This is a genomic window from Actinoplanes sp. TFC3 (assembly GCF_001553785.1).
In the GTDB taxonomy this organism is placed as follows: domain Bacteria; phylum Actinomycetota; class Actinomycetes; order Mycobacteriales; family Micromonosporaceae; genus Actinoplanes.
In genome coordinates this window covers 5,452,432-5,471,412 of record NZ_LOJP01000001.1, presented here as the reverse complement: position 1 = coordinate 5,471,412, position 18,981 = coordinate 5,452,432, and the positions used below count along the sequence as shown (strand labels likewise).

The window sequence follows — 18,981 nt, the reverse complement described above, 5'->3', positions numbered from 1 at the left end:
CGATCAAGATCATTCATCGACGTCGCTTAACATAACCCGATCATCATGGTACTTTCGAGCCCGCCCCTGGTAACGGTGGAGTTCCTGGCACTGACTTCTGCAAGCCGGTCGGTCCTTGTCGAACTCCTTAACAACCCCCGGAGGAGCGTTGGACCTCGGTGACTCACACGGCAATATCAGTATGGTTGTGGTGAGGACGCCATCGGATCTGTTGCGAAGTCAAGAACGAGGCCTGATGGCCCCCAGGTGGCTATTCGGGGGCGGGTGAGGCGCGCGGTCTCGCTGTGCATCACGAGTCCCAAGTGCCTGCCGAGGGTGCCTGGGCAGGCCGGGACCAGGGAATCTGCCTGGATTCCTGCTGAGATCCCTGCCTGGAAACGGTAGTCCGTCACTGCCTGCGGCCGACGTCGGAGTCGGCACGTCGTGCGGATAACGCTGCCCGGATGACAGTTTCCGAGCTCGTGGAATAGGTGGACCTCAGTAATCAGCGAAAGCATGGCCGAAGCTGTGACGAATATCAAAGAATAGAGGTACGTCTTGATTTCGTTGTCGTTTGCGCAGCAACGGCTGTGGTTCCTGAATCAGCTGGAAGGCGCCGGTGCGACATATAATATCGCACTCGGATTGCGTTTCGCCGGAGAGCTCAATGTAACGGCTCTGCAGACGGCGATGAACGACGTGGTGGAGCGGCACGAAACGTTACGCACCGTATTTCCCGAGGAAGGCGGGGTGCCGCGGCAGGAGGTGTTGCCGCCGGAGCTCGCACACCTGGAATTGCCGCTGAGCGAGCTGGCTGTCGATCAGCTGCAGGCAACGATGAGTGAGGTGTCCAGGTGCAGCTTCGACCTGGCGCGGGACATACCGGTGCTGGCTCGGCTGTTCCGGCTCGCAGCCGACGAGCATGTGCTGGTGCTGGTGCTGCACCACATCGCCGGTGACGGGATGTCACTGGCACCGTTGACGCGAGATCTGGCAGAGGCCTACCGAGCGCGCTGCCAGGGAGCGCCGCTGACGTTCGCCGAGTTGCCGGTGCGGTACACCGACTACACCTTGTGGTACGACGAGTTGCTGGAGGCGGTGGGGAAGGAGCAGTTGGCCTACTGGCGTAGCGCACTTGCCGGGGCGCCGTCGGAGTTGCAGCTGCCGACCGACAGGCCGTACCCGGCTGTTCGCGCTCACCACGGTGGAGAATCTTGCTTCACCCTGGATGCCGAAGTGCACCGGGCGCTGACGCAGGTGGGACAGGAGCAGGGCGCCAGCCTGTTCATGGTGCTGCAGGCCGGGTTGGCGATCTGGCTGCAGCGGCACGGCGCCGGGGAAGACGTTCTCATCGGCACCGCGATGGCCGGCCGCACCGACGAGGCACTGGAGGACCTCGTCGGATTCTTCGTCAACACCCTGGTGTTACGGACGGACCTGTCGGGCCGGCCGACCTTCGTCGAGCTGCTGAGCCGGGTGCGCGAGACCGACCTCGGTGCCTACCGCAACCAGGACCTCCCCTTCGACGCTCTGGTGGAGGACCTGGCCCCGAACCGGTCGCTGACCCGGCATCCCCTAATCCAGGTCGTGATGGTGCTGCGGCCCGGCGCGCCGACCTGGCCTGCCCTGCCCGGTCTCACCGTCAGCACGGAGCACATCCGGCAGGACGTCGCCAGGTTCGACCTCACGGTCCACTTCGACGAGGTGTTCGACAGCAACGGTGCGCCCGCTGGCATCAACGGCACAATCGAGTACGCCACCGACATCTTCGACCAGATCACCGTGGATGCGATGGCGGACCGGCTGGCGCGGGTCCTCAAGCTGGTGACGGCACAACCGCAGCGTCGCATAGCCGACATCGAGGTGCTGTCCGGAGCGGACCGGCTGACGACTGTCTTCGAGGGGAACGAAGACACCGGAACTCTCCCGACGGCCACATTGCCAGAGCTGTTCGCGGCGCAGGTGGCACTGACCCCGGACGCGCCGGCAGTGGTGGACGAGCAGGGCACCCTCAGCTTTGCGCAGCTGCAGGACCGGGCCGGCGCGGTGGCGCGCTGGCTGGTCGACCGTGGCGTCGGCCCCGAGGATGTGGTGGCGCTGGTGCTGCCGCGTTCCAGCGAGACGGTCGCGGCCGTCCTCGGTGTAAGCATGGCCGGTGCCGCGTGGCTACCGGTGGACCCGGGCTATCCGCAGGCACGGATCGACTACATGCTGACCGATGCGCAACCGAAGCTGGTGCTCGACGAACGGGCACTGGCCACGGTGGACACATTTGTCGGGGCGCCGCTGCCGCCGCGGGCCACCCCGGCGAACCTCGCGTACCTCATCTACACCTCCGGTTCCACCGGGCGGCCCAAGGGTGTCGCGGTCACCCACCACGGGCTGACCGGTGTGCTGGCCGGCCGGGCCCGGGACTTCGCCATCGCGCCGGGTGACCGAGTGCTCCTCTTCGCCTCGTTGAGCTTCGACTCGTCGGTAGCTGAGGTGTGCTATTCGCTGCTGAACGGCGCCACCCTCGTGATGGTGGACGCCGAGCGGCTCACCGCCGGGCCGCCACTGACCGAGACGGTCTCCCGGTATGGCATCAGCCACCTGATGCTGCCACCGGCCGTGCTGGCAGTCCTGCCTGAGGGAACGCTGCAGACGGTACGGACGCTACTGGTGGCCGGAGAAACCCTCCCGATCGAGCTGGTCTCGCGGTGGGCTCCGGGCCGACGCATGATCAACGCCTGGGGTGCCACGGAGTGCACCATCGAGACGACACTCAGCCAACCGCTCCTGCCTGACGGCCGGGTGCCGTCGATCGGCGTCTCGATCCCGGGGAGCCGGGTGCACCTGTTGGACGACGGGCTGCAGCCCGTACCGGCGGGTGTCGTCGGCGAGCTGTACATCGCCGGCGAAGGTCTGGCGCGTGGTTACCTGGGCCGGCCCGGGCTGACCGCGCAGCGGTTCGTGGCGAACCCGTTCGCCGAGCGTCCCGGGCAGGCAGGGGAACGGATGTACCGCACAGGGGACCTGGCCCGGGTGCGCGCCGACGGCCAGATAATCTATGTAGGACGGTCAGACGACCAGGTCAAGGTACGGGGTTTCCGCATCGAGCTGGGCGAGGTCGAAGCCGCACTGCCGGGCCAGGCGGTCGTGGTCGCTCGGCAGGACAGGCTGATCGCCTACACCACCGAGAAGGTGGATGTGGACGCCCTGCGCCAGCAACTGCCCGACTACATGGTGCCGTCAGCATTCGTCGTCCTCGACGCGTTCCCGCTGACCCCCAACGGCAAGATCGACAAGAACGCCCTTCCCGCACCCGCAGTGGTCGCCGCCTCGGCCGCGCCGCGCACCGCCGTCGAAGAGATCCTGTGTGGCCTCTACGCCGAGCTTCTGGAGTTGCCGGAGGTCGGCGTCGAGGACGACTTCTTCCTCCTGGGCGGGCATTCGCTGCTGGCCACCCGGCTGATCTCGCGGACGCGTGCGGCGTTGCGGGCGGAGGTGCGAGTGCGGGACGTGTTCGCCGCCCGTACGCCGGCGGCGTTGGCAGCGACGATTGCGGCAACGGGGGACCAGGTGCGGCCCGCTCTGCGGCAGCTGACCCGGCCCGAGGTGCTGCCACTGTCCGCGGCACAGCAGAGATGGTGGTTCCTGAATCAACTCGAGGGGCCCAGCCCGACCTACAACATGCCCATGGCGCTGCGGCTCACGGGCACACCGAACGTGGCGGCCCTGCAGTCGGCGTTCGGTGATGTGGTGGCCCGGCACGAGGCCCTGCGGACGGTGTTCCCGGCCCACGAGGGGCGACCGCAGCAGAAGGTTCTGGACGCGGTCGAGATTCCGCTGCACCGCGAGGGCATCGAGACCGCGGTGCAACACCGGTTCGATCTGGCCGGGGAGGTACCCATCCGGGTCTGGTTGCGCGACGACCTCCTGGTCGTGGTGATCCACCACATCGCCGGGGACGGCTGGTCGATGGGGCCGCTGTGGCGTGATCTCTCGGCTGCCTACGCGGCCCGGTGCGAGGGACGGGCCCCCGACCTGGTCCCATTGCCGGTGCAGTACGCCGACTACGCGCTCTGGCAGCAGGAGCTGCTCGGGGCCGCCGAGGATCCGGGCAGCCTCCGGAACCAGCAGCTGGTGTACTGGCGCAGGGTCATGGCCGGCGCACCGGCTGAGCTGACTCTGCCCGTCGACCGCCCGCATCCGGCCGTGCCGACCCATCGCGGCGGGCGGGCCGGCGCATCGCTGGACGGGTCGGCATACCAGGAGCTGATCCGGCTGGCCCGGGCGCACGATGCCACGCTATTCATGGTGCTGCACGCCGCGGTCGGGGTGGTCCTGGCCCGGATGGGAGCCGGGGAGGATCTGCCGCTCGGCACCGCCGTCGTCGGCCGCGCTGATGCCGCGCTGGACGACCTGGTGGGGTCCTTCGTGAATACGTTGGTGTTGCGCACCGACCTTTCGGGCAACCCGACCTTCGCGGAGCTGCTGGGGCGGGTCCGCGAAGGAGACCTCGACGCCTTCGCCCACCAAGACATCCCGTTCGACCTGCTGGTGGAGGAGCTGGCGCCGGAACGCTCGCAGTCCCGGTCACCCCTGTTCCAGGTCATGCTGGTGCTGGAGAACAAGGTCGCCAGCGTGGTGGAGATGGCCGGGCTCCGGATGGTCCGGGAGCCGGTTCACATGGAGACGGCCAAATTCGATCTGACCTTCAGCTTCACCGAGACCCCGGACGCACTGCTGTGCAACCTGGGGTACGCCGCCGACGTCTTCGACGAACGCACCGCGCAGGCGATGGTGGACCGGTTGCTCCTCGTGCTGCGTACGGTCATCATGGACCCGGCACGGGCGATCGCCGAGATCGACGTACTGTCCGAGATGGAGCTGCGGACCCTGGACGAGTGGAACGACACTGCTGTCGAGGTCCCGGCGGTCACGTTGCCGGAGCTGTTCGAGGCTCAGGTGGAGCGGACGCCCGGCGCTGTCGCCGTCGTGTCCGGAGCTGAAGAAGTCACCTACGCTCAGCTGAACGCCCGGGCGAACCGCGTGGCGCACCACCTGATCGGCCAGGGTGTGGGACCGGAGACCATCGTGGCTCTGAGCCTGCCGCGGTCCGTGGATCTGGTCGTCGCGTTGCTGGCGACCGTGAAGTCCGGCGCTGCGTACCTGCCCATCGACCAGAACTATCCCGCGGACCGGATCGCATACACACTCGCTAACGCCGCCCCGATTCTGACGCTGACCGAGCTGCCGGACGCCTCTTCCTGCTCCGCCGCCAACCCGGACGTGCGTCTGGCTCCGGCAAACTCGGCGTACGTCGTCTACACCTCCGGTTCCACCGGGGAGCCCAAGGGCGTAGTGATTGAACACGCCTCCCTGGGCGCCTATCTCTACCGTGCGCGGGCGGCCTATCCCGACGCATCCGGTTCAGCACTGCTGCACTCGTCCATCGCGTTCGACCTGACTGTCACAGCGCTCTACACCCCCCTCGTGAGCGGAGGGCGCGTGGTGCTCGCTGACCTGGACGAGTACTCCACCATCGCCGGCCGGCCGACGTTCATGAAGATCACCCCCTCCCATCTCGGAGTGCTCGAGAACCTCCCGGACGAGTTCTCCCCGTCCGGGACCCTGATCGCCGGCGGTGAACTGCTCACCGGTGATGCCGTGCGCAGATGGCGTGCCAGGCATCCGGACGCGACCATGATCAACGCCTACGGCCATACCGAGACCACCGTCAACTGCAGCGAATTCCGCATCAAGCCCGGTCGGCTCCTCGATCCCGGAGCGATCCCCGTCGGCCGCCCGTTCTGGAACACCCGGTTCTCGATCCGGGACGAGTGGCTGCGGCTCGTGCCTCCCGGTGTCGTGGGCGAGTTGTACGTGACGGGTACGGGCCTGGCTCGTGGCTATCTGAACCGGCCGGCCCTGACCGCGGGACGGTTTGTTGCCGATCCCCGAGGGGGCGGGAAGCGCATGTACCGCACCGGTGATCTCGTGCGGTGGAACGCCCAGGGCGAGCTGGAGTTCCAGGGCCGTGTCGACGACCAGGTGAAGGTGCGCGGATTCCGCATCGAGCTGGGTGAAGTCGAGGCCGCTCTCGCCGCGTGTCCGGGTGTCCGGCAGTCCGTGGTCACTGTGCGGGAGGACCGTCCTGGCGACAGGCGCCTGGTCGCCTACCTGACCGGCCCGGGCGTGGACCAGGCGTCGGTTCGCCGGCGGGTGGCCGAGGTGCTCCCGGACTACATGGTGCCCTCGGCGTTCGTGGTGATGGAGGAGCTGCCGCTGACGCCGAACGGGAAGGTGAACCGGAGGGCTTTGCCGACACCGCATTACAGCAGTGCGGCTGCCGGCCGGAAGGCGCGAAGTCCACAGGAGGAGATCCTCTGCGGCCTGTTCGCCGATGTGCTGGGTGCGGCCGAGGTCGGGATCGACGACAACTTCTTCGACCTGGGGGGACACTCGCTCTTGGCGACCCGGCTGATCAACCGCATTCGCGCCGTGCTCGGTGTGGAGCTCAGCATCAGGGCGTTGTTCCAGTCTCCGACGGTGGCTGGTCTCGCCGACGGTCTCGCTGCCGGCGGCGACGGGACCGGTAGGCCCCGGCCGCTGTTGCGCACCCGGGTTCGTCCCGAGGTGGTACCGCTGTCGTTCGCCCAGCGGAGGTTGTGGTTCCTGGACCGGCTGGAGGGCTCCAGCGCCAACTACAACTCCCCCTTGCCCGTGCGTCTGTCAGGGCGGGTGGACGTACCCGCGCTCCAGGAGGCATTGGCCGACGTGGTGGGCCGACACGAGGCCCTGCGCACGGTGTTCCCGGAGCGGGAGGGTGAGCCGTTCCAGAAGGTGCTTTCTCCCGCCGAGGCGCTGCCGGGTCTGCAGGTCACCGCGGTTGACGAGCGGGACCTGGCGCCGGCCCTGGAGGTAGCGGCCGACTACCACTTCAACCTCGGTGCCGAACTCCTGGTGCGGGCGCAGCTGTTCAGCCTGGCCGAAGACGACGCCGTGCTGTTGCTGGTGATGCATCACATCGTCAGTGACGGCTGGTCCCATGGCCCGCTCCTGCGGGACCTGTCGGCGGCCTATGCGGCCCGCTGCCAGGGGCAGGCGCCGGTCTGGGACGACCTCCCGGTCCAGTACGTGGATTTCACGCTGTGGCAGCGTGAGGTGCTCGGTGCGGAGGGCGACCCGGAGAGCGTGCTGGAACGGCGATCCGGCTTCTGGCGCCAGGCCCTGGCCGGCGCACCCGATCTGCTGGAACTGCCGGCCAACCGGGCTCGCCCCGCGGTGGCTAGCTACCACGGTGCCACCGTTCCCCTCACCATCGACGCCGACCTGCACGCGGGGCTCGTGAAAGTGGCCAAGGCGCACGGCTGCACCCTCTACATGGTGCTGCAGGCAGCGGTGGCCGCGTTGCTCACCCGTCTGGGCTCCGGCACGGACATTCCCATCGGGGCGGCGATGGCCGGTCGGAACGACGACGCCCTCAACGACCTGGTCGGCTTCTTCGTCAACACTCTCGTTCTGCGCACCGACACCTCGGGGGATCCCACCTTCGCCGAGCTCCTGGACCGGGTCCGGGAAAGCGATCTGGCCGCCTACGCCAACGCGGACCTCCCCTTCGAACGACTCGTGGAGATCCTTAACCCGCCCCGCAGCCTGGCTCACCACCCCATCTACCAGGTGGTGCTCGTCCTGCAGAACAACACCCGGCACGATGCCGCGCTCCACGGGCTCGAGATCCACGGGCGGCCGATCGACCGCTCCGGCGCCAAGATCGACCTGTCCTTCAGCCTGTCGGAGGAGGGCCGGGGCGCGGCTGCCGGTGGGCTGGCCGGGGTCCTGGAATACGCGACGGACCTGTTCGACCAGGCCACCGCGGAGACGCTGTGTCAGCGGCTGGGCCGCCTGCTGACCGTCTTCGCCCACGACCCCGGGATCCGCATCAGCGAGGCCGACATCCTGGCCCCGCAGGAGCGGCGACGGTTGGTGGTGGAGTGGAACGACACCGACCGCGAGGTTCCTGCCGAGACCTTCCCGCAGTTGTTCGAGGCCCAGGTCCGGCGGGCGCCGGACGCTGTCGCCTTAGTGTACGGAGCCGAGGAAGTCACCTACGCCGAGCTCAACGCCCGGGCGAACAGGCTGGCGCACCATCTGATCGATCGGGGGGTGCGCCCGGAAACTGTCGTGGCTCTGAATCTGCCACGGTCGGTGGACTTAGTGGTGGCCCTGCTGGCGACGGTGAAGGCCGGCGGTGCGTATCTTCCGATCGACCAGAACTACCCGGCGGACAGGACGACGTCCATGCTCGGTGATGCCGAGCCGGCGGTGACGCTGATAGAGCTCCCGGACGTGTCGTCCTATCCGGCGTCCGACCCGGACGTTGCTCTGGGGCTGGCGCATCCTGCATATGTCATTTACACGTCCGGCTCGACGGGGCGTCCCAAGGGTGTTGTCGTCACCCACCACGGGATCGCCGGCCTGGTCGCCAACCAGGCCGACCGGTACGACATCGACTCCGGCAGCAGGGTCCTGCAGCTCGCTTCTCCCAGCTTCGACGTATCCGTTTCCGAATATTGCCTTTCCCTGCTGTCTGGAGCACGTCTGGTGATCCCGCAGGAGACTCTCTACGGGGATCCCCTCAGTCGCTTCATCCGCGATCACAAGATCACTCATGCCCATCTGCCGCCCGCTGTGCTGACCAGCCTTCCCCCCACGCACCATCCAGACCTGCGGGTGCTCATCACGGGCAGCGAGGCGTTGTCGGCCGACCTGGTGGAACGCTGGGCACCGGGCCGGAGGATGGTCAACGCCTACGGACCCTCGGAGGCAACTGTCGACGTGGCGTCCTGGGTCGTTGACGGGCTGTCCGAGAACGAGCGGGTGACCGAGGTTCCCATCGGCCGTCCGGTGTTCAACACGCGGGTCTTTGTGGTGGATGAGCGGCTGCAGCCGGTCCCGCCCGGTGTGGTCGGTGAGCTGTACGTGGCTGGGGCGGGTTTGGCTCGTGGCTATCTGAACCGGCCGGCCCTGACCGCTGAACGGTTCGTCGCCAACCCCTGGGGGACCGGAGAGCGGATGTACCGCACCGGTGACCAGGTGCGGTGGCACCCACGGGGACGTCTGGAGTTCGTCGGGCGCATCGATGACCAGGTGAAGGTACGCGGGTTCCGGATCGAGCTCGGTGAGATCGAGGCGGCGCTCCGGCAGGACGACGTGGTGGACCAGTCGGTCGCCGTGGTGCGGGAGGACCGCCCGGGTGACAGACGGATCGTCGCCTACGTGGTTGCGGTCGCCGGCATCGTGGTCGATGCGGCGGCGCTCCGCGATCGTGTCGCGGTGAGGCTGCCGGACTACATGGTCCCGTCGGCCGTGGTGGTTCTGGAGGCGCTGCCGCTGACCGCCAACGGCAAGGTCGACCGCCGCCGGCTGCCGGCCCCGGTCTACCCCACCCTCGTCGGGCGGGCTCCGCGCACGGAGCAGGAAAGAGTGCTGTGCAGCCTGTTTGCCGAGGTCCTCGGGGTGGAACGGGTGTCCGTCGATGACGGCTTCTTCGACCTGGGTGGGCACTCCCTGCTCGCGACCCGGCTGATCCGCCGCATACACGCGGAACTGGGCACCGAGATCTCCGTGCGTGCCCTCTTCCAGGCCCCTACCGTCGCGGCTCTCAGCCGGCAGCTGCATCCGTCGTCGCTGCTTGATGCGCTGAGCCCACTGCTTCCCCTCCGGTCCGGCGGAAGCCGTCTCCCCATCTTCTGCGTCCACCCGGTTGGCGGTTTGAGCTGGTGCTACTCCGGACTGCTCCAGCATTTCGGCCCGGACTATCCGGTGTACGGGATCCAGGCCCGCGGGTTGAACGCCGGCGGCCCGCTCCCTCGGTCCATCGAGGAGATGGCAAGCGATTACGTGGACGACATCGTCGCGGTCCAGAATGCGGGCCCGTATCGCCTGGCCGGATGGTCGCTCGGCGGGACGATCGCCCATGCGGTGGCGCTGGAGCTGCAGAAACGCGGACACGGTGTGGAGTTCCTGGCGATGTTCGACTCCACCCCGTATCCCGTTGCCGAGCAGGAGGAATCCGAGAAGACCGAGGTGATGCTGAGGGGAATTCTGGAGGCGTTCGGTGTCGGGACGGACGGCTGGCTCGAGTCCGCCGGCATGGAACGGGTTGTCGAAGCTCTGCAGGAACCCATGAGCACGCTGGGATCCCTGCGCCGTGAACAGGTGGAGCGAATCCTTGAGGTGGCCCTCAACTCCGCACGGATCGGCGGCCTTCCTCGTCCGGCCGGCCGCGTGCGGGGAGACCTCCACTTTTATGCCGCGGTGGCCGATAACAAAGTCGCGCCCGCAGACGTCGTTGCGCGGTGGGCCGAGCATTTCACCGGTCAGGTGCAAGTGTACGAAATTGATTGCCGGCACGGGGAGATGATGTCCCCCGGTCCGCTGACGGAAATCGCTGAAACCCTCGTGGCCAGCGTGCACGACGTGGAGAGGGAACGGTTGTGAAGAATCCATTCGAGCGGGACGATATCCGCTACTACGCCCTGGTGAACGGCGAGGGTCAGTATTCGTTGTGGCCGACCACGAACGACGTTCCCGACGGCTGGAACGTGACGTACGGGCCGTCGGATCGGCAGTCCTGCGTGACATTCATCGACGACACGTGGACGGACATGCGTCCGCAGAGCCTGATCGACGCCATGGACAGCCCCGCTCCGTCGTCCTGAGCGAAATCTTTGTGGGTGTATCGCGTGTGTCCGGACAACATTAGGAGGTAGTCCGTGGGAAACATTCCGCCGCTGTCGGATCCGGGTATCGTTCCCGATCCGTACCCCGTCTATGCCCGCCTCGCGGAGCGTGAGCCGGTGCACTGGTGTGACAGTCTAAGCGCGTGGGCCATCACCAGATATGAGGACTGCACTGCCGCGCTGAGTGACCGCCGATTCAAGGCCGAGCGCATGGAAGAGATCCTCAGCGGCAAGTTCAACGGCCGGGAGTTGCCGGCGGAGAACATTTACCACCGGTTTACCAAGAACGTCATGATGTACACGGACGGCACGCGTCATGCCGCGCTGAGAAGGTCCACGACCGCGGGCTTCACCCATGAGGCCCACGGCCTTTACAGCAAGCTCATCGAGCGGGTGGCCCGCGACCTGGTGGCCGGCGTGCCGGAGGGCGTGACGGAGATCGATGCCGTCTCTGGACTAGCGGAGAAGCTTCCTGTGCAGGCCGCTGTCCACGCATTCGGGGTTCCCGAGGAGGACCTCGATGACGTGGTACCGAATGTGAACAGGGTGATGACCTACTGGTCGGGTCCCCAGGAGCAGCCGCTGGAGCTCGACCAACTGCTCGATCATCTCGCGGAGCTGCACGAGTATGCATTCGAGCTCGTCGCGGGTAAGCGGGGCAAGGTCGTCCCGGGCACCGTGATCGCCCGCCTGGCCGGCAGTTTCAGCGACCAGACCGAGGTCACGCCAGAGCAGACCGTCCACCAGCTGGTTTTGCTGCTGATCGCGCTGTTCGCCCCCACGACCCCGGGTTCCCTCGGCAGCGGCACGCTAGCGTTCGCCACCAGTCCCGGCCAGATCGCTCGCTTTCTGACGGATCCCGCGTGCGTGGACAACACCGCGAACGAGGTGGTGCGCTACAACGCGTCGAACCAGTTCACCTGGCGGGTCGCGACAACGGACGTGCACGTGCGAGGCGTCCGCATCAAGAGCGGACAACGTGTCGCTCTTTTCCTGGGCGCCGCCAACCGGGATCCGGCTGTGTTCGACGACCCGGACGAGTTCGACCTCGACCGGCCGAACAGTGGCAAGAACCTGTCGTTCGGATTCGGGCCGCACGCGTGCATCGGCCGGCAGATAGCCAGCCTCGAGATCAAATGGTTCTTCACCGCCCTGTTCTCCCGTTTCCCGGAGATCCGGCTGGCGGGTGTTCCGGAATGGAACAGCAACCTGGAATTCCGGTCCTTGCGCTCCCTTCCGCTGAGTCTCGGCTGACAGGGACGCACGCGGGGATGGGCGTCTCACAACCATCAGCAGGAAGGAACGGCAGGATGAAGATCAATCTGGTGAACATGCCTTTCGCTGACTGGGACCGGCCTTCGTTCGCCCTCAGCCAGCTGTCGGCGCTGGCCCGGCGGGAACTCGGTGACCGGGTCGAGGCGTCCGTCCACTCGCTGAACTTGGATTTCGCTCGGTACTTCGGCGCCGAGATGTACGAGGAGATCACCGGCCAGCTTCAACACCTGCTCACCGGGCTCGGCGAGTGGATGTTCCGTGGTCTGGCTTTCCCGAACGCTCCGGACAACCAGGGCGACTACTTCTCCCGTTACTACACCGGGCCTCGATGGAGTGGATTCCGGTCGAACATCCTGGACCTGCGGGCTGGGCTGCCGCAATTCCTCGACCGGATGTGCGACCGCTATTCTCTGGCCGACTCGGGCATCATCGGCTTCACGTCGATGTTCGCGCAGACCAACGCATCCATCGCGATGGCCCGCCTGGTGAAGCTTCGCAACCCGGCGGCGGTGGCGGTGCTCGGGGGCGCCAACTGTGAGGCGCCGATGGGCGCGGTCCTGGCCCGGAACGTGCCTGACATCGACGCCGTGTTCTCCGGGCCCGCCCTCCACACGTTCCCCGATTTCGTCCGGCTCTACCTGGATGAAGGGCTGGGCGCGGTCAACAACATCGTGGGAGTGGTCACCTCGGCGAACGCCGGTGACGCACGCCTGGCCGCGGGCGTAGGACGCGATCGCGACATCGACGACTTCTTCGAGCCGGACTTCGCCGACTACCTTGCGGCCTTCCAGAAGGTCCGCACCGAACTGAGCTCGGATCCGGAGATCAAGCCGGAGTTGATGTTCGAGACCTCTCGGGGCTGCTGGTGGGGTCAGCGCTCGCACTGCACCTTCTGCGGTCTGAACGGTCTCGGCATGGGCTACCGCGCGATGTCTCCGGAGGTGGCGCTGCGCCAGTTCGAGTGGCTCTCCACCCTCTACGGGCAGGCCAGAGGCTTCATGTGCACCGACAACATCTTGCCGAAGAACTTCCCCCGCGAGGTCTTCAAGCAGCTGCCGGCGCGCTCCGGCGGCCCCTCCATCTTCTACGAGGTGAAGCTGCCGCTGAGCAGTCAGGACATGGCCGCGATGGTGCGGGTGGGGGTGACCAGGGTGCAGCCCGGCGTCGAATCGCTCGCCACGGAGACCCTCAAGCTCATGGGCAAGGGGATCACGGCGTTCCTCAACATCCAGTTCCTGAAGAAATGCGTCCGGAACGGGATGAGCCCCGCCTGGAATCTGCTGATGGGATTTCCGGGGGAGCGCGAGGAGGTGTACCGCAAATACGTCGAGGATCTGCCGTTGCTGATGCACCTGCCTCCGCCGGGTGGTGCGTACCTGGTGCGGTTCGACCGGTACAGCCCGTACTTCACCGATCCTGCGAAGTACGGCCTGGAACTCAAGCCGATGGACTTCTACGAGAAGGCGTTTCCCTTCCCGGCGGAAGACCTCGATGAGCTGGCGTACTTCTTCACCGACCACGGGCCGGCTCCGTACCACGAGCTGGCGGTGGAATGGCTGGGCGAGGTGAACCTGCTCGTCGAGCAGTGGCGCGGCATGCGGGAGCAGACGGCCCGATCGGAGAAGCCGGTGCTCGAAGTGCAGCGCCGCGAGGACGGTTCACAGTGGATTGTCGACACTCGGTTCGGCTCGGCTCGCGAGGTCCCGGCCGACGAGGCGATGCTGCGTCTACTCAAGCGCCTGGCGGCGCCGGTCACCGAGGAAGCCGTGTTGCGCGCGGAGGGATCGAGTCCGGTTGCCGAAGAGCGGCTGAGGGTGCTCCGTGAGCACAACATGCTCTTCGAGGAGGGCGGGCGGATCATCAGCCTCGTCCTGCTCGACCTTCCCGAGGACGAGCCGACGGAGGATGACGGTCGTGTGCTACTCCAGGTGATGCCGACCGCCCCGGCACGGGCGTGATGTCGGCACCCGACGAGGGGGACGCGGTGTTGCGTCTGCATGCCGGTGAGAACCCGTACGGCGCCAGCCCTCGCGCGCTCGCGGTGCTGGCCGCGCAGGTGACGAGGGTGCACCGCTACCCCGACCGGCCGGACGCCGACCTGCTCGCTGCGCTGGCGCACCATCACCGTGTCGCACCCGAGCGCATCGCCCTCGGCAACGGCATCGACGAGGTAATCCTGCTCTTGGCGCTGGCTCTGGCCGATGAGGGGCAGCCGACAGTCGTCACCGCCGGCACGTTCCTGAGCTATACGGAGAGCCTGCGTGCCGCCCGTCGCCCCTTTGTCCCCTGTCCGCTCGAGGGATACCGGCAGCCCGTCGACGAGGTTGCCAAACACCTGCGCGATGGTGCCCCGCTGGCCTTCGTGTGCAACCCGCACAACCCGACCGGTGGGGTGCTGGACGCCCCTGAACTGACCGTGCTTCAAGACGCGGCTGCCGAGGGCGGCGGGTTGCTGGTCGTCGACGAGGCTTACGCCGAGTACGCCGGGCCGGACTTCACCTCCGCCGCGTCCAGGGCGGCCGAAGGATCCGGGGTCGCCGTGCTGCGTACCTTCTCAAAGGCGTACGGGCTGGCCGGGCTGCGGATCGGCTACCTGATCGCCGACCCGGCTGTCACTGCGGCGGTGGAGTGTGCTCGTGGCGCCCTGCCCTACAGCGTCAACCGGCTGGCCCAGCACGCCGCCCTCGCGGCCCTCGCCGACCAGCGGCACATGCGCGAGACAGCCGCGGCTGTTGTGGAGACACGCGAGCAATTCCGGAGCGAACTGCACGCCATCGGCCTGGAGTCGCCGCCCTCCCGCGGCAACTTCGTCCTGGTCAGGCTCGGTCCGCGAGCACCTCGGACCACTGCGCGCCTGGCGGCACTCGGCTGCCTCGTACGGGACACCGCCGACATGGGTCTGCCGGGGCACCTCCGGATCTCGATCGGCACTCCCGCGCAGATGCGCCGTGCCCTCGCCGCGCTGGCCCGGGCCGTGACCGCGGCCGACGGCCTCCGTCAGGAAGTCGGCTGACCGCCTGACGTCGCCGCCCGGAAGACGGCACCGACCGATGAAAGGAGACAGAGATGTCAGCTGCATCGCTTTTCAACGCGTACGTGACCACAGCCGCGGTGAGCGCGAGCTTCGAGATCGGGCTGCTCGATGAGGTGGCCCGGCACGGCAAGCTCGATGGTGACCAGTTCGCCGCGGATCGAGGCCTATACCCGCCGGCTGTGCACGCGGTCGTGACCACCCTGGCCGACGCCGGTGTCCTGCGTGTGGTGGAGACCGGGCCGGTGGTGCTGGCCGGTGGTCCGGCGTTCGACGACGTGTGGACCAACAAGGGCTACTTCCTGTGGCTGGTCGGCGGTTACGGCGAGATGCTCAGCCGGATGGCCCGCCTCACCACCGAGGCCACCCGAGCCGCCACCGACCCCGGGCACCGGGACGGCGGGGCGATAGCCCGTGCCGGCAAGGACTATGGCAGGCACTTCGTCGACCCCATCGTCGACCGGCTCTTCGGCGAGCACGACTTTGCCTTCCTGGCCGACCTGGGCTGCGGCAGCGCCAACCGCATCATCCGGCTCGCCACCACCTACCCGGACCGGCGCTTCCTCGGCATCGAACGCGACAGCGGGGCCATCGCGGTGGCTTGCCGGGCGGTGGCCGACGCCGGGCTGGCGGACCGCATCACGATCATCGAGGGCGATCTCCAGCGGCTGGCCGATCGCCCGGAGTTCGCTGAGGTCGACACGCTGATGTCGTTCTTCCTCGGTCACGATTTCTGGCCCCGCGACGCCTGCCTGCGCACGCTGGACGGCATCCGGCAGGCGTTCCCCAACGCCGGCACCTTCCTCCTCAGCGACACGTATGCCTCCCCCCGGCAGAGCACCGGCGACAAGCCGATCTTCACGCTCGGCTTCGAGGTGACCCACGCCCTGATGGGTCAGTACGTTCCCACCGCCGCGGAATGGTGCGCGCTTTTCGAAGAGTCCTCCTGGCGGTTGACCGGGCGCACCACGCTCGACATCGCCTACAGCGAGGTGTTCCACCTCGCGCCGGCTCCGTCCGGCCGCTGACCGCTCCCGCCGAACGATCACCTGCCAGAGGTGTGAGGGCTATGCGCAGAAAATCAGCAGTCGTGGCGAGCGTGGCCTCGGACTCGCATACGTGGAATCTCGTCTTCCTGCAGCTGGTGCTGGAAGAACTTGGGTGCGACGTCGTGAATCTGGGGGCAGCTCCACCCGATGACTTCCTGACAGCCGAATGCGCCCGGATCGCACCCGATCTGGTGGTGATCAGCAGTGTGAACGGGCATGGCTACCAGGATGGGCTGCGGGTTGCCGGCCAGCTGCGCAGCCACCTGGCGCACGCCTCCATCGTGATCGGCGGGAAACTCGGAATCTCCGGTGACCTGTCGCCGGCGGAAGTATCGTCCCTGATCGAGGCGGGGTTCGACGCGGTGTTCGACGATTCGGCAGAGCTGGCCGCCTTCACGTCGTTCGTGTGCGGGCTGCCCGTCCGGGTTGCTTCATGAGCTCCGCGCTGGACTCTGCCGGTCCCGTCCCCGCCGATTTCGGACGCTACGTGGCACAGACCAGCAGTGCGGGCAGACTTGTCGTGCAGCCCCGGATGGGTATGAGCGTGCCGAGCGTCATGCGCGAGGGACTCCTTGCGACAAAACGGGCTGCGGCCGTCACGGCGGGCACGATCACCCTGGACAGCTACACCCGGATGGGCCAGCATCACCTTGCCCGGCGGGCGCTGGCGGACGGGGTGGCGCTGAACGGCTATCCCCTGGTCGCGCACTCCCTGACCACCACGGAGAAAGTCCTGGCGGGGATTCCGGACGCCGGCTTCCAGGTCCAGGTCAGGCACGGCACCCCCAATCCACAGGACATCTTCCGCGTCATGGGCGCGGTCGGGCTGAACGCCAGCGAGGGAGGCCCGGTCTCCTACTGCCTGCCCTACAGCCGGACGCCGTTGACGGAGGCAGTCACCGGCTGGGAACGCTCCTGCGAGCTGCTGGCCGGGTCCAGTGCGCGCCCACACCTAGAGACCTTCGGCGGATGCATGATGGGCCAGCTGTGCCCGCCGGGCCTCCTCATCGCGATCAGCCTCCTGGAAGGACTATTCTTCGTCCGGCACGGGCTGCGCAGCATCTCGCTGAGCTACGCCCAGCAGACACACCCGGAACAGGACGCGGAGGCGATCCACACGCTGCGCCGGCTGGCGGGCACGTTGTTCCCCGACGTCGACTGGCACCTGGTGCTCTACACCTATATGGGGATGTATCCGCAGACCGCGGCGGGCGCACGGCGGCTGCTCGTCGACGCCGTCCAGTTGACCGTCCGGGCCGGCGTGGAACGGCTCATCGTCAAGACCGAGGCCGAGGCGAGCCGCATTCCGACCATCGCGGAGAACGTGGCAGCGCTGGAGCACGCTGACGCCGTCGCGCGCACTCACCGGCAGACCGGCCCGCCGCCGGCGGACACGGGCATCTACGCCGAAGCAGCCGCTCTCGTCGACGCCGTGAGGAACTTACATCCGGACGTGGGCCAGGCCCTGGTCATCGCTTTCCGGGCGGGCTACCTCGACGTGCCGTACTGCCTGCATCCCGACAACCAGGGCCGGACACGTGGCGCGCTGGCCGCGGACGGGCGCCTGGTGTGGTCCCGGGTGGGATCGATGCCCATCGCCCCGGACGTGGGGCGCCGGGAGGTGCGGATGACTTCTTCCGGCCTGCTTTCCTCACTGTCCTACGTCCGTCGCAAGTTTGACCACGGCGCACTTCCGGCTCCTGTGAGGAAGCGATGAGCGACAAGACCCGCGCCGGCCACCGGACCTACCCCGCGGTGCCGCCCGGCTCCGCCGCCGCAGCCGACGAGGCCGAGGCGGGGGAATTTCTTGATCTCCTGTACGCGGAGCTACCCGGCCAGCCGCACACCCTGATGGAACGGTTGCGCCAGGTGCGTGCCGAGATCCGGGACACGGGCACCTACACCCATACCGCGGATGAGCTGACCTTCGGCGCCCGCGTGGCCTGGCGCAACTCCAGCCGTTGTATCGGCCGCCTGTACTGGAACAGCCTGCGCGTGCTGGACCGACGCGACGCCACCACACCCCAGGCGGTCCATGCGCACCTGTGCGAGCACCTGCGCCAGGCCACCAACACCGGGCGGATCCGGCCTACCATCTCCGTCTTCGCGCCGGACACCCCTCGGCGGGCCGGCCCTCGGATGTGGAACGACCAGCTCATCCGCTACGCCGGCTACCCCCGTGAGGACGGCCGCGTCACCGGCGACCCGGGCTACGCCGGCTTCACCGACGTCGTACGCCGGCTCGGCTGGCAGGCTCCCGGCGGCCCCTTCGACGTTCTGCCCCTGGTCATCGACACCCCCGATGACAAACCGCAGCTCTTTGACGTCCCTCGTGAACTGGTCCTCGAAGTGGAGCTCACCCACCCTGAGCACTCCTGGTTCGCCGACCTGGGGCTGCGCTGGTACGCCGTGCCGGCCATCACCAACATGCGGCTGCGGATCGGCGGCATCGACTACCCCCTCGCGCCGTTCAACGGCTGGTACATGGGTACCGAGATCGGCGCCCGCAACCTCGTCGACACCGAACGCTACAACCTGCTGCCCGTGATCGCCGAACGCCTGGGCCTGGACACCAGAAGCGAGTCCACCCTGTGGCGGGACCGCGCTCTGGTCGAAATCAACGTTGCTGTCCTGCACTCCTTCACCGTCGCGGGAGTCAGGATCAGTGACCACCACACCGAATCGCGCCGCTTCCTCACCCACATCGCCAAGGAGGAACGTCAGGGCCGGACCGTGCCCGCCGACTGGAGCTGGATCGTGCCCCCGGTCTCTGGTGGCATCACCCCGGTCTTTCACCGCTATTACGATCAGGCGGACCTCCGCCCCAACTTCTATCTCGACGAGGACGCCCGGGCCCGGGGCCGCGGTAAGTGCCCCTACCCGCACTGAACACCTCACAGGCCGGCGTTGACCAAGG

9 protein-coding genes are annotated in these 18,981 nt (G+C 67.5%); all 9 read left to right on the top strand.

Annotated elements, in window-relative coordinates; all coding sequences use genetic code 11:
* Nucleotides 1–537 precede the first annotated feature (537 nt).
* The gene (locus TFC3_RS24580; protein ID WP_082772276.1) at nucleotides 538–10,467 is read left to right on the top strand and encodes a non-ribosomal peptide synthetase; all 9,930 of its coding nucleotides are present in this window, start codon (nucleotides 538–540) and stop codon (nucleotides 10,465–10,467) included.
* Nucleotides 10,464–10,688, top strand: coding sequence for an MbtH family protein (locus tag TFC3_RS24575; protein ID WP_067504349.1), 225 nt, complete (start codon nucleotides 10,464–10,466; stop codon nucleotides 10,686–10,688). The genes TFC3_RS24580 and TFC3_RS24575 overlap by 4 nt, the downstream gene beginning before the upstream one ends.
* Before the next feature lie 54 nt (nucleotides 10,689–10,742).
* Nucleotides 10,743–11,963 (top strand): 4-nitrotryptophan synthase, encoded by a 1,221-nt coding sequence (txtE, locus tag TFC3_RS24570; RefSeq protein WP_067504347.1) that lies wholly within the window; start codon nucleotides 10,743–10,745, stop codon nucleotides 11,961–11,963.
* A gap of 56 nt (nucleotides 11,964–12,019) precedes the next feature.
* Nucleotides 12,020–13,942 carry a RiPP maturation radical SAM C-methyltransferase gene (locus TFC3_RS24565; protein ID WP_067504344.1) on the top strand — a complete coding sequence of 641 codons (1,923 nt, stop codon included), beginning with the start codon at nucleotides 12,020–12,022 and terminating at the stop codon, nucleotides 13,940–13,942.
* 26 nt (nucleotides 13,943–13,968) lie between these two features.
* A complete protein-coding gene (locus TFC3_RS24560) occupies nucleotides 13,969–14,997 on the top strand; it encodes a histidinol-phosphate transaminase (protein WP_161952672.1) in 1,029 nt (342 codons plus the stop codon).
* A 53-nt stretch (nucleotides 14,998–15,050) separates the two neighbouring features.
* Nucleotides 15,051–16,043 carry a methyltransferase domain-containing protein gene (locus tag TFC3_RS24555; protein ID WP_067504338.1) on the top strand — a complete coding sequence of 331 codons (993 nt, stop codon included), beginning with the start codon at nucleotides 15,051–15,053 and terminating at the stop codon, nucleotides 16,041–16,043.
* A 62-nt stretch (nucleotides 16,044–16,105) separates the two neighbouring features.
* Nucleotides 16,106–16,501: a cobalamin B12-binding domain-containing protein gene (locus TFC3_RS24550; protein ID WP_236718296.1), complete on the top strand. Its 396-nt coding sequence runs from the start codon at nucleotides 16,106–16,108 to the stop codon at nucleotides 16,499–16,501.
* Nucleotides 16,498–17,781 carry a methylaspartate mutase gene (locus TFC3_RS24545; RefSeq protein ID WP_067507457.1) on the top strand — a complete coding sequence of 428 codons (1,284 nt, stop codon included), beginning with the start codon at nucleotides 16,498–16,500 and terminating at the stop codon, nucleotides 17,779–17,781. Before TFC3_RS24550 ends, TFC3_RS24545 begins: the two co-directional genes overlap by 4 nt.
* A complete protein-coding gene (locus tag TFC3_RS24540) occupies nucleotides 17,778–18,953 on the top strand; it encodes a nitric oxide synthase oxygenase (RefSeq protein ID WP_082772275.1) in 1,176 nt (391 codons plus the stop codon). Before TFC3_RS24545 ends, TFC3_RS24540 begins: the two co-directional genes overlap by 4 nt.
* Nucleotides 18,954–18,981: the final 28 nt, after the last annotated feature.